Source organism: Micromonospora sp. NPDC049891, assembly GCF_040660295.1.
GTDB lineage: Bacteria > Actinomycetota > Actinomycetes > Mycobacteriales > Micromonosporaceae > Micromonospora.
Window position 1 is genome coordinate 15,472 of the sequence record NZ_JBFAML010000023.1, and the last position, 11,918, is coordinate 27,389.

Annotated in this window: 8 protein-coding genes; 2 read left to right on the forward strand and 6 right to left on the reverse strand. The window is 72.5% G+C overall.

Annotation, left to right across the window (positions count from 1 at the left end; all coding sequences use genetic code 11):
• Positions 1-9: 9 nt before the first annotated feature.
• The 3 genes from AB0I71_RS24390 to AB0I71_RS24400 all read right to left on the reverse strand — a co-directional run bounded on the left by AB0I71_RS24390 (position 10) and on the right by AB0I71_RS24400 (position 3,049).
• Complete coding sequence (locus AB0I71_RS24390; protein WP_357588318.1) at positions 10-1,077, reverse strand: hypothetical protein; 1,068 nt, start codon at positions 1,075-1,077, stop codon at positions 10-12.
• A gap of 77 nt (positions 1,078-1,154) precedes the next feature.
• Complete coding sequence (locus AB0I71_RS24395) at positions 1,155-1,805, reverse strand: response regulator transcription factor (protein ID WP_357588320.1); 651 nt, start codon at positions 1,803-1,805, stop codon at positions 1,155-1,157.
• A complete protein-coding gene (locus AB0I71_RS24400; RefSeq protein ID WP_357588322.1) occupies positions 1,802-3,049 on the reverse strand; it encodes a histidine kinase in 1,248 nt (415 codons plus the stop codon). Before AB0I71_RS24400 ends, AB0I71_RS24395 begins: the two co-directional genes overlap by 4 nt.
• A 194-nt stretch (positions 3,050-3,243) precedes the next feature.
• Here AB0I71_RS24400 and AB0I71_RS24405 point away from each other — a divergent pair, with 194 nt between their 5' ends.
• Together AB0I71_RS24405 and fxsT are read left to right on the forward strand one after the other, a co-directional pair.
• Positions 3,244-4,527: a TIR-like protein FxsC gene (locus tag AB0I71_RS24405; RefSeq protein WP_357588324.1), complete on the forward strand. Its 1,284-nt coding sequence runs from the start codon at positions 3,244-3,246 to the stop codon at positions 4,525-4,527.
• On the forward strand, positions 4,524-8,576 hold the full coding sequence (fxsT, locus tag AB0I71_RS24410; protein ID WP_357588326.1) for an FxSxx-COOH system tetratricopeptide repeat protein: 4,053 nt from the start codon (positions 4,524-4,526) through the stop codon (positions 8,574-8,576). The genes AB0I71_RS24405 and fxsT overlap by 4 nt, the downstream gene beginning before the upstream one ends.
• On the opposite strand, the gene AB0I71_RS24415 is transcribed toward fxsT, so the two are convergent.
• The 3 genes from AB0I71_RS24415 to fxsA are packed head-to-tail and all read right to left on the reverse strand — an operon-like array spanning position 8,545 to position 11,908.
• The gene (locus AB0I71_RS24415; RefSeq protein WP_357588328.1) at positions 8,545-10,551 is read right to left on the reverse strand and encodes an HEXXH motif-containing putative peptide modification protein; all 2,007 of its coding nucleotides are present in this window, start codon (positions 10,549-10,551) and stop codon (positions 8,545-8,547) included. The two genes, fxsT and AB0I71_RS24415, sit on opposite strands and share 32 nt — an antisense overlap.
• Positions 10,548-11,756 (reverse strand): FxsB family cyclophane-forming radical SAM/SPASM peptide maturase, encoded by a 1,209-nt coding sequence (locus AB0I71_RS24420; protein WP_357588330.1) that lies wholly within the window; start codon positions 11,754-11,756, stop codon positions 10,548-10,550. Before AB0I71_RS24420 ends, AB0I71_RS24415 begins: the two co-directional genes overlap by 4 nt.
• Positions 11,738-11,908: an FxSxx-COOH cyclophane-containing RiPP peptide gene (fxsA, locus tag AB0I71_RS24425; RefSeq protein ID WP_099847423.1), complete on the reverse strand. Its 171-nt coding sequence runs from the start codon at positions 11,906-11,908 to the stop codon at positions 11,738-11,740. Before fxsA ends, AB0I71_RS24420 begins: the two co-directional genes overlap by 19 nt.
• Between the last annotated feature and the right edge of the window lie 10 nt (positions 11,909-11,918).

Genomic DNA, 11,918 nt, shown 5'->3' on the forward strand with positions numbered 1-11,918 from the left:
ATCCACAGGTCACCCCTGGCCGCAGCGACCGCAGCCGCCCCGACGGCGCAGGTGGTACGCGTACGTGGCGGCACCGAGCGCGAGCCCCCACAGCGGGAAGAACATCAGCGGGGCACCCGCCGCACTGAGCCCACGGTCCGGCTCCCAGAACGCGGGGACGCTCACCGCGCTCAGGCCCGCCGCGGTGGCCAGGACCGCGACCACCGTCGCGGGGACCACGGCCAGACGCACCGGCACCCGCCGACCGGCCAGGCCCACCATCCAGCGCGGGAACCGCTCACCCCAACGCTGCACCAACCCCAGGGTGAGCACCGAACCGACGGTGGCGAAGGCGCCCAGCCCGGCCCCGGCCCAGACCGCGCCGTTCTCCCACAACTCGGCGAGGTCGTCCCGGGAGATGCCGAGTGGGATGCCGGCCAGCCAGGCGAACCGGGTCAGCGCGTACCCGAAGGGGATCACGGCCGCGACCCAGACAGCCCACCGGCCCCACCGGGCGGCGGCCGCCGGAGTGGTCCAGCCCCGACCCGCGCCGTTGCGGCCGCACCCCGCACAGGAGCCGGCGGTACGCCGCTGCCAGCCCAGCAGCGCCCCGCTCAACAGCACACCACCGGCCATCGCGGCGACGCGGGCGGCGAGCGCCCAGGTGAACACGTCGGCGTAATCGACAGGCGGCCAGCCGAAGGGCGCACCGAGCAGCAGCATCGGCGCGTATCCGAGCAGGGCCAGCACCTGCATGCCGGGCACCACCATGGCCAGCACGACCGCGACGGCCCAGCCGTAGCCGAGCAACAGCACCCGCAGCGGGCCGGTGGGCGCGGTGGTGCGGCTGACCAGGGCCAGCGCGGCGGCGCTGAGCAGCATCCCGGCGAAGAACTGTGGTCCCGCTTCCGTCGGGAGCAGCCGGAGCAGCGTCGAGTTCCGGTGCGGATCGTCGGCACCGAACGGGTAGCCGGTGCCGGTGCTGGCCGCCACCAGGGCGAGCAGGCCCCACAGCCCGAGCCAACCGGCGGCGAGTGGGGCGAGCAGACCGGTCCGACGGGACGTGTCGCGGTGTTCGAGTACGGCTACGTTCGTCATGCTTCCCAGCCTCGGCCGGGGCACCGGCCCTGCCCTCCCGTGCGGCGGGGAACCGTCTCCCCCTCGTGGGGGACACCTCACCCGGCGGGCGTGACGAACCCCGACTCGTACGCGGCGATCACCGCCTGGGTGCGGTCGCGTACCCCCAGCTTGGTCAGCACGTTCCCGACGTGCGTCTTCACCGTCTCGACCCCCACCACCAGACGGGCCGCGATCTCCGGGTTGGACAGTCCGGCCGCCATCAGCCGCAGCACCTCCGCCTCCCGTTCGGTGAGTCGGGCCGCCCGCAGCCCGTCGGCGTTCCGCCGCCCGTACGCCCCGACCAGCCGGCGGATCGCGGCCGGAAAGAGCAGCGACTCGCCCCGCGCCACCACCCGTACCGCCGCCACCACCTCGGCCGGTCGGGCCCGCTTGAGCAGGAATCCGCTGGCGCCGACGCGCAGCGCCTCGTAGACGTACTCGTCGTTGGCGAAGGTGGTGATGACCAGCACCCGGGGCGGCTCGGCGGAGGTGGCCAGCAGGTGTCGGGTGGCCTGGATGCCGTCGATCCCGGGCATGCGCACGTCCATCAGCACCACCTGCGGGCGATGCCGGGCGACGAGCGGCGGCACCTCCGCCCCGTCGGCTGCCTCGGCGACGACCCGCAGATCCGGCTGGGCGTCGATGATGGTCCGCAGCCCGATCCGGACCAGTTCGTCGTCGTCGACGATCAGCACGTCCACGCTCATCCGTCCGCCCCGATCGGTAGCCGCACCCGCACCCGCCACCGCTCTCCGTCCGCGCCCGCGGTGATCCGGCCGCCGAGCAGCAGCACCCGTTCCCGCATACCGACAAGGCCCCGACCGCCACCCGGCACTGCCGCCCCGTCGGGTTCCCGCTGGGTCATGGCGTTGACCAGCTCGATCTCCAGACCGTCCGGCGACGCGTCCACCCGCAGGGTCACCGGCCCGCGGCCGTGCCGGGCGGCGTTCGTCAGCCCTTCCTGCACGATCCGGTAACCCTCCCGGGAGACCGCCGACGGCAGGGCGTCCAACGAGCCGCGGCTGCGGCTGCGTACCGACGTCCCGGCCGCCCGGGTGTCGGCGATGAGCCCGTCCAGATCGGACAGGGTCCGCTGCGGAGCGACGATCGACGGCTCCCCGGTCTCCCGGAGCAACCCGAGCACGTGGTCGAGATCGTCCATCGCGCGCCGCCCGGTTTCCTCGATGGCGGCCAGCGCCCGGCGGACGAAATCCGGGTCGGCGTCGAGCACCTCCCGGGCGGCGCCGGCCTGGAGGGTGGCGACGGTCAGCGCGTGGCCGACCGAGTCGTGCAGTTCCCGGGCCAGCCGGTTGCGTTCGGCCAGCCGCGCGGCCCGGGCCTCCAACGCGGCGATCCGCTCGGCCGACGCCGGTCCCAGCAGCGCCGGGGCCATCGACGCGGCAAGCGCGCCGAGCCCGGCCACGACGTAGCCGAGAGCGGCCAGTACGAGCACCGCGAGGAGTGCCAACCAACCGGTGTCCCCGCCGTCGAACGGTCCGAACCGCTCGGCACCTGTCATCCCGACGTCCACCCCGGCCTGCGCGACGATGAACGCCAGCGCCATCGGCACGGCACTGAACAGCGCGGTCACCACCAGCGCGCCACTGGTCAGGTGCAGTCCGATCCAGAGCGCGGCGCGCAGCCGGGTCTCCCGGTCGAGCCGGTGACCGGGCAACGGCTCGGGCAGGTCGACCCCGAGCAGGCCACGGACCGCGGCGATCTCCAGCGCGCGGCTACCGCCGAGGAAGATCGGTACGACGGCGATGGTGGCCGCCGGGACCAGCAGCACCAGGACCAGCAGCCGGGGCGCCCCGGAGGTGGCGAACAACTGCCCGAAAGCCACCCCGAGCAACGCGTACGGCAGGGCGAGAACCCCACCGAGCAACAGGAACACGCCGCGCCGCCAGGTGGAGCCGGCGACCAGCGGACGCAGCGGCGCGCGAGGATCCATCGCCCCATGATGCCGGTGCCCCGTCAGGCCGGTCACCGCCACCTGGGATACGACAGTTCAGCGGGCTGCCACGCACCGCTTCCACACCTATACTCGCGGTGAAGCTCCCGCCGCCACGGCCGCTGGAACCTGGCCCACCGGCGACAGCCACGACCCAGCCACCCCATGGCCAGAGTCCCAGGCGCGGAGGTGCGGTGCTGTACTTCTTCCTCAGCTACGCCAGAGGCGACGAGGACGCACTCGTCCAGAAGTTCTACGAGGATCTCAGTGCAGAGGTGCGGCTGATCGCCGGTCTGTCCCGGGACGAACGGGTCGGGTTCGTCGACCGGACCATCCTGCTCGGCGAACGGTGGCCGCAGCGGTTGGTCGAGGCGCTCGGCAGCTGCCGGTCCTTTCTCGCCCTGATGACACCCCGGTATTTCCAGAGCCGGGTGTGCGGGCAGGAGTGGCAGCTCTTCGCCGAGCGCACCGCCCGGTTCGAGAGCCAGCGGCGGGTGGACACCTCGCTGCTCAAGCCACTGATGTGGATCCCCGCGCAGCCGGGGCGGATCCACCCGGTGGCCCACCCCTTGCAGTACACCTCCGACAGTCTCGGTGACCTCTACCAACGCCTCGGCGTGCGGCAGCTGATGCGGCTCCAACGGCACAGCGACGACTACCGCACCTTCCTGTTCGAGCTGGCCAGCCAGATCGTGGCCAGCGTGGAGGCCAATCCCCTACCGGAGCAGCACCGCCCGGTCGACCTTCAGGCAGTCGACAGCGCCTTCCACCCCGAGCAGGTCACGATCGGCGCCGACCGCGTCACCGCCACCGGCGGCGACGCCACCAACCCGATGTTGGTGCACTTCGTCGTGGCCGCGTCCAACCGCGACGAGATGCGCGGGATACGCCAGCACGTCACGGTGTACGGCGACGACCCGTTGCAGTGGGCCCCGTACCGGCCGCCGATGCCGGAGCCACTTGTCGACTACGCCCGGGAGATCGCCGCCGACCACAGCTATCAGTCCACCGTGGTGGAGATGGACCAGCTACCCCACAGCGCCGAGCTGGCCGCCCGCTACAACCAGATCCTGGTGCTGATCGTCGACGCCTGGATGACCCGCCTGCCACAACGGCGGCAGGCCCTTGTCGCACACGCCTCGGCGGCGTTGGGCGACCGGAGTGCCGCCACCGCGGTCCTCATTCCCAGCAGTCGCGACGACCCGGAGACCCGCGAGCACTGGCAGACGCTCTCCCGCGCCTGCCGGGAGATCTTCAACGAGTTCACTTCGGACGACGAGCTGTACCGGTCGAACATCATCACCCACCGGGCCTTCGAGGATGAGCTGCCGGAGGTGCTTGAGGTCGCCCGGAACCGGGTGTTCAGCCGGGGTTCGGTGCACCGGCCGCCCGACCCTGCGACGGACACCTCGCCGCCTCGACTGGACGGCCCGTGGGCGCGTGACGACGACCAGCGTGGAACGGGAGGACCAGCGTGACGAGCAGCGACCCGGTCGCGGCAGCCGCCGACAGAGAAGGCCGGATCATCACGTTCTACTCGTACAAGGGCGGCACCGGACGCACCATGGCGCTGGCGAACGTGGCCTGGATCCTCGCCGCGAACGGCCACCGGGTGCTCGCCGTGGACTGGGACCTGGAATCCCCCGGCCTGCACCGCTACTTCCATCCGTTCCTGCTGGACAAGGACCTGCGCACCTCGCGCGGGGTGATCGACATGGCGCGGGACTACGCCGACGCCGCGGTACGCCCGATGGACGAGACCGAGGACCCGGACTGGATCGGCACGGCGGCCGACGTGCTGCGGCACGCGGTGTCGCTGGAGTGGCGCTTCCCGACACCGCACCGCGACCTCACCGGCGGTGCCCGTCCCGTCCGGCCCGGTTTTCTGGACCTGCTCCCCGCCGGGCGCCAGGACCCGTCGTACACGAAGGCGGTGAGCACCTTCGACTGGCAGGCGTTCTTCGAGAAGCTCGGCGGCAACAGCTTCCTGGACGCGCTGGCGGCAAGCATGCGGGCGAACTACGACTATGTGTTGATCGACAGCCGCACCGGGGTCAGCGACGGTGCCGGCATCTGCACGGTGCGGCTGCCCGACGCGGTCGTCACCTCTTTCACCCTCAACGAGCAGAGCATCGACGGTGCCGCGGCGGTGGCCCGGTCGATCGTCCGCCAGCGCGGCGACCGGCCGGTGCGGATCCTGCCGGTGCCGATGCGGGTCGACAACGCCGAGCAGCTCAAGCTGGAGGCCGGCCGGGATCAGGCACGCCGACGGTTCACCCCGTTGCTGCCCCGGCTCTCGCCCGAGGAGACGGACAGGTACTGGGGCGAGGTGGAGATCCCCTACCAGCCCTACTACGCGTACGAGGAGATCCTGGCCGCCTTCGGTGACCGGGCCCATCACGAGGCGACCCTGCTCGCCGCGTACGAGCGGTTGACCCGCGCGATCACCGACGGCGAGGTCGAGGACCTGCCCCCGTTGGACGACCGACTCCGCCGGACCTGGCTGGCCAAGTTCGAGCGGCAACGGCTCGTCGGTGCCGCCCCCGACGTCTTCGTCAGTTACGCGGCGCTGGACCGGGTCTGGGCGGAGTGGATCTGCGACGAGCTTCGCGCCGCCGGCTTGCGGGCGGTCATGCGGGAGGTCGACTTTCCCGCCAACCCGTCCGGCGGTGACCGGGCCACCGTCGGTCTGAACGACGCCGCCCGGCTGGTCGTGCTGCTCTCCCAGGAGTACATGCAGTCGCCGAACGCGGCCGAGCTGTGGAGCCAGGCCACCACCCACGACCCCACCACCGGCACCAGCTACCTGGTGCCGGTGCGGCTGGACAATTCCCGCGCTCCCGGGCTGTTCGTGGAACGCGCACCTGTCGACCTGGTGGGGATCAGCGAGCAGGAGGCGACGGCCCGGCTGCTGGAGGCGTTGGGCCATCCCGCCCGGCCCGCCCCCGACCCGGAGGACACCCACCGACGCCGTCGCTTCCCGGGTAACGAGCCGCCGGTCTGGCGGGTGCCGCTGCCCCGCAACGTCCAGTTCGTCGGTCGCGGTCCGTTGCTGGAGGAGATGCGCGACTGGCTGTCCAGCTCGGACGCGGGTCATGTGCCGTTGGCGCTGCACGGTCTCGGCGGCGTCGGCAAGAGCCAGATCGCACTGGAGTACGCCTACCGGTTCCGCGCCGAGTACGACATCGTCTGGTGGATCTCGGCGCAGCAGCCCAGCGTGCTCCGGCTCGCCCTGGGCGCGCTCGCCGACCGGCTGGCCGCCGAACTCGACGCCCCGCTCAGCGGCAGCGTCAGCGAACGGGTCAGCTGGGTCCTCGACGTGCTGCGCCGGGGCGTGCCGTTCCGGCGCTGGCTGCTCGTCCTCGACAACGCTGACGAGCCCTCGGAACTGCTCGACCTGATCCCGCAGGGGCCCGGGCACATCCTGGTCACCACCCGCAACCACGCCTGGGCCCGGCCGGCCCGGATGTTGGAGGTGGGCGCGTTCGACCGGGAGGAGAGCGTCGCCCTGCTGCGGCGACGGGCCCGGCATCTGGCCGACGGCGACGCCGACCTGATCGCCGACCGGCTCGGTGACCTGCCGCTGGCCATCGAACAGGCCGGCGCGTGGCTGGCCACCACCGGCGAGACACCCGCGCAGTACCTCGCCCGGGTCCGGCGCTACCTGCCGGACATGCTCGCCGAGGAGTTGCCGGCCGACTACCAGCAGACCGGTGCCCAGCCGTGGCTGGTCTCGCTGGACAGTCTGCGGGAGCGCAATCCGGCGGCGGCGAAGCTGCTGGAGGTCTGCGCGTTCTTCGCCAGCGAGCCGATCCCGATGTCGTTGATCAACGGGGACCGCTTCATAAACGTGCTGCTCTCCTACGACGGGTCGCTGCGCGACCCGCTGCTGATGGGTCGGACGCTGCGCGACATCGGCCGGTACGCGCTGGCCCGCATCGACAGCGTGCGTGGCGGCGGCCGGGGGCGCGCTCAGGAGCGTGCCGACGAGGCCGGCCAGACCAGCCTGCGGATGCACCCGCTGGTGCAGGAGCTGATCCGGGAGTCCCTCTCCGAGCGGGAGAAGGACGAGAACCGTCAGCACGTGCACTCCATCCTGGCCGCCGCCAACCCCAAAGATCCCGACAAGCCCGACAACTGGCCGATCTACGCGGAGCTGTGGCCGCACCTGCTGCCGTCGCGGACCCTCACCTCGGATCAGCCGGAGGTCCGGCAACTGCTGCTCGACGTGGCCCGCTACATGTGGATCCGGGTGGACTTCGCCACCTGCGCCGAACTGGCCGAGCAGGCGATCACGCTGTGGCTGCGACGGTACGGCCCAAACGATCCGCAGACGTTGATGATGCGGTTCCAACTGGCGAACGCCCTGCGCCTGGAGGCCCGCTACCAGGAGGCCTACGACATCGACCGCGACGTCCACGACCGGCTTCGCGGCAGCCTCGGTGAGGACCACGAATACACGGTGATCGCGGCCGGCAGCCTCGCCGCCGACCTACGGGCGCTCGGCTTCTTCGAGCGGGCCCGCGAGCTGGACACCCGCACCGAGGAACTGGCCCGGGAGGTGTTCGGTGAGGACCATCCCCGCGCGCTCATCGCGGCGCACAACCTGGCCATCTCGCTGCGCCTGGTCGGCGACCTGCGTGGTGCGCTGAGCCGCAACGAACGCACCCTGGCCCGGCGCCGGGAGACGCTCGGCCCGATGCACCCGTTCACCCTGTTCTCCGCCGGCCAGTACGGCCGCGACCTGCGCGACACCGGCGACCTCGTCGAGTCACGCCGGGTGCTGGAGGCGGCGGTGGAGGCGAACCGGCTGGTGCTCGGCGAGGAGGACCCGGAGACGTTGCGGGCGTTGAAGAACTACGCGGTGACCCTGCGCAAGCTCGGCGAGTTGGAGCGGGCGCACGCGTTGAGCGCCGACGTGCTGGTGCGCTCCCGCCGCCGGCACGGCCCGGATCACCCGGACGTGCAGGCCAGTGCGATGAACCTGGCCTGCGACGAGTCGGCGATAGGTGACGACGCGGGAGCGCTGCGCCGGGCCCGACCGGTGCACCGCTGGTACCGCGACCACATGGGCGAGGACCACCTGTTCACCCTCGCGTACGCCAACAACCTGGCGATCTTCCTGCGCAAGGCGGGTGACGCGGAGGCCGCCTTCGAGGTCTCCGAGGAGGTGGTCGCCCGGTTCAGCGAGCGGATCGGTGCCGATCATCCGTACACCCTGGCGGCCAACATCAACCTGGCGAACTGCTGGTTCGGCCGCCGGCAGTTCGCCGAGGCCCTGGCCAGCGACCGGGAGGCGTACGAGCGCAGCCGGCGGATCCTCGGGCCGGGGCACCCGGACACCCTGGCGGTGGCGAACAATCTCGCCACCAGCCTGAGCGTCACCGGGGACCACGGCGCTGCCCGGTCGCTGCGGGAGCAGGTCATGCCGCTGTTCCGTCGGGTGCTCGGCGAGGAGCACCCGAACACCATCGCCCTCGTCGAGGCGAACCGGCTCAACTGCGATCTTGAGCCGCCACCGACCTGACCGGCGCCGGTCCAACCGACTGCGGCCCGCCCTGCCGCAGTCGGCCCGGGGACGGTTCGCTCGATGGCGGACTGTCCGGCCGCCGTCCGCTCGATGCTGGTTCGTCCGGTGCCGGGCCGTCCGGAGCGGACACGCACGTCACCGGCGCCAGCCAGCGGGACAACTCCAGCGGGTCCGGCGCCGCCGTGGACTCCGCGACCGCGCACAGCACCGCCCGGCACAGCTCCGGGTCGGCGCGCAGCGCCGTCTCGGTCGCCGGTAACCGAGCGTCGGCGAGCGTCAGACCGACCCACGCCGCCGTCTGGTCCGGCTGCTGCCGCAGTTGTCGCCGGTACCAGTCACGGGCCGCGAGGTGATCACCGGCGGCCAGTGCCAGGTCGCCGGCCGAGGCCTCCGGGAGCGCGTCGGCGAGGCGCTCGGCACCGCTGCGCAGCCGCTCGAAACGCGCCGGGTCGGCCAGCCGCAGCCGGACCAGGTCCAGTCGGGGGCTGCGGCTCAGCCACCTACCGTCGGCTGGGCGCACCGCGACCGGAACGGTGATCGCCGGGCACGCTGACCCCGCCCGCCAGGCGTCGGCGAGCCGCTGCACCGGCCCTGTCTCCGGCCGCCGGTTGCGCAGCCGCCACACCGTCCAGTGATCGTCAGCCGCCTCCCGGGCCAGCGCGGCGGCCTCGACCGGCACCACCTCGTCCCGCCAGGCGTCGATGACCTCGCCCAGCCGGGCGACGAACCGGCGTCCGGCCGCCGTCAGCCGCCCGTACGCACGGATGTCGGCACAGGTCCGGGCGACCCGGTCCCGCCAACGCGCGAACTCCACCTCGGCCAGCCGGGTCCGGCCGGGCGGGAGCACCGTCCGACGGGTACGCCAGAACTCGGTCACCGCCACGAAGGCGTAGACCCCGTGCAGGGCGGCACCGAGCGGACGGGGATCGTCGCGCCAGGGCGCGTAGTAGTACCGCCGGTCCTCGGCGTCGTGCAGCGGCTCGATGTCGGTGGCGGCGCCGAGTTTCGCGTGCTGGAACTCGTGCAGCAGGCCGAGCGCCAACGCCGTACCGTCGGCGGGCGGGGTCATCGAGACCGCGCCGAACGCGTCCATGCTTGTGACGTTCACCCCGGCGCTGGCCGAGTCGGACTGCAACGGCACCACGGTCCGCAACCCCTCAGAGATCGCTTCCGCGTCGCCCCGGTGGTGCCGGACCAGGATCGGCCAGGCCTCGTCCAACATCCGCTGCCACCGCCCGACCACGGCCGCGTCCAGCCGCCCGGTCGCGCAGAGCCGGTGGCAGTCGCGGTACGGGTCGAGGTCGTCCAGCCACAGGTCGATGCTGAGGCCGTCGGCGCTGCCGGTCAGCCGATGCAGGCCGGACCAGCCGGCACTGTCGACACCCGCGCCCGCCGGCCCGTCCCCGTCGGGCGAAGGCACCTCGACCGACCCCACCCGCACCCGGTCCCCCGACCGGGACACGGTCACCGGACCGATGCCGCCGCAGCGGGCCCGCCCCAGGGACGGCAGGAACACCTCACCTTCCGGTGCCGGGAGGGTCACTTCGAAGTCCAGGCCCGCCCGGATCGCCGCCGTCGCGGCCAGCGCGCCGAGATATCCCAGGTCGACGCCGGTCGGGCGGTCCGCCTCGGTGGGCAGGTCCAGGCCGGCGGTGGTGCGGCCGGACGCTGCCGGGACCGTGGAGCCGTCCGGCCGCTGACGCAGCCGGCGCAGGGTGACCGCCAGCCACGCGCCGGTGTGCGGCAGGGCGAGCAGCTCCGGACCGACCGCCGGACTCCGCCGGACCGCGGCGGTGAGCAGCGCGAAGTACGTTCCGGTCCGCTCCGGGCCGGCCAGGTCGAGCACCGCGCGCAGGTGCAGCATCCGTTTGCTGACCTGCCCGGCGCGAAGCGTACGCACCAGGTCGGCGCTGCCCGGACCGGCGGCGAGCGCGTCGAGATCGGCCGGCCGGAGCCGGTGGTGGCCGCTCACCGCTCCTTGCTCCGCAGGCTGGTCAGGTCCGCTCGCAGCCGGCCCGAGACGTGCTCGATGAGCAGGCGCAGATCTCGGCAGTACACCGAGGGGTTGCGGAAACTGCCGGCCCGGTACCGGTGCGGGTAGTTGCCGCCCCCGCAGACCAGGTGGACGGGACAGGCCCGGCAGTCGGCGGCCAGCGCCGACAGACCCGCCTGGCGTACGGCGATGGCGGGATGACGCAGCACGTCGTCGAAGGAGTGGTCGAAGACCGTCAGGTCGGTGTCGACCGCGCCGGCATAGGTCGACCGCAACGTGTCGACCTGTTCGTACCCGCCGTCGGTGTTGACCACGACGGCGGCGACCGGGCTCAGTCCCACCGACTCGGTCCGGCTGCTCCCGCCGAGCAGCAGATTGATCAGTTCCTCGAAGAGTCGGACCCGGGTGAGCCGAACCGGCACGTCGTACCACGCGTCGAAGGCGTCGCAGAGCCACCTGCCGTACGCCGCCGCTGTCGCGGCCTGCCCCGGCCCGGGCGGCGGGGCGTCCCAGTTGGCGTGTGGCAGCAGGAAGTCCACAATCGGCGGGCGGTACGCCAGCAGGGCTTCGTAGATCCGCCGGGGATCGGCGTCGAGGTCGACCACGCAGAGAATTCCGGCGTACGCCCCGGGACGGTCGGCCAGCAGCCGCAACGCCCGGTCGACCTGGTCGAAACTGCCGCGCCCGGAGGCGTACCGTCGGCGCCTGTCGTTGGCGGCCCGGTCACCGTCCAGGCTCACCCCGATCAGCACGCCCGCGTCGGCCAGCACGGACAGCGCCCGATCGTCGAGCAGCGTGCCGTTTGTCTGCACACTCACCCGGGCGGAGGCGGGGTGCACCGCCGCCCGCAGCCGCTCGGCCATTCGCGCCAGCGTCGCGGCGCCGGCCAGCAACGGCTCACCACCGTGCAGCACGATGCGGACCGCGCTCAGCTCGTGCGCGTGGACGTGCTCCGCCACCCGTCGGCAGGTGAGGTCGAAGATGTCGGTGGACATCAGCGGCGGATCGGTGCGGGCCCGGCGATCCGCCAGCTCGTACATGTAGCAGTAGTCGCAGGCCAGGTTGCACCTGCTGTGGACCTTGAGGATGTACTCGGAGAAGGGCACCGGCCGCACCGCTGCCGGAGGGTCCACCACTGCCTGACCACGCCCCTCGCCCGGCACGGTCACATCGCCGAGTTCCACCCGGCGACCGCGTCCTGCGGGCGGTCGATCTCGTCCAGGATCCGGCGTAGCGAGCAGGCGAACGGCGACCCGTCCAGCTCCGGCAGATCGGCGAGGCTCACGTCGCTGAGGTCCACCAGGACGCCCAGGGAGCCGTCTTCGGTCGTATCCATAGTGATCCGT

Coding starts and splice junctions, on each gene's coding strand:
- AB0I71_RS24390 (WP_357588318.1), bottom strand. CDS start 1,077: ATGACGAACGTAGCCGTACTCGAACACCGCGACACGTCCCGTCGGACC.
- AB0I71_RS24395 (WP_357588320.1), bottom strand. CDS start 1,805: ATGAGCGTGGACGTGCTGATCGTCGACGACGACGAACTGGTCCGGATC.
- AB0I71_RS24400 (WP_357588322.1), bottom strand. CDS start 3,049: ATGGATCCTCGCGCGCCGCTGCGTCCGCTGGTCGCCGGCTCCACCTGG.
- fxsA (WP_099847423.1), bottom strand. CDS start 11,908: ATGGATACGACCGAAGACGGCTCCCTGGGCGTCCTGGTGGACCTCAGC.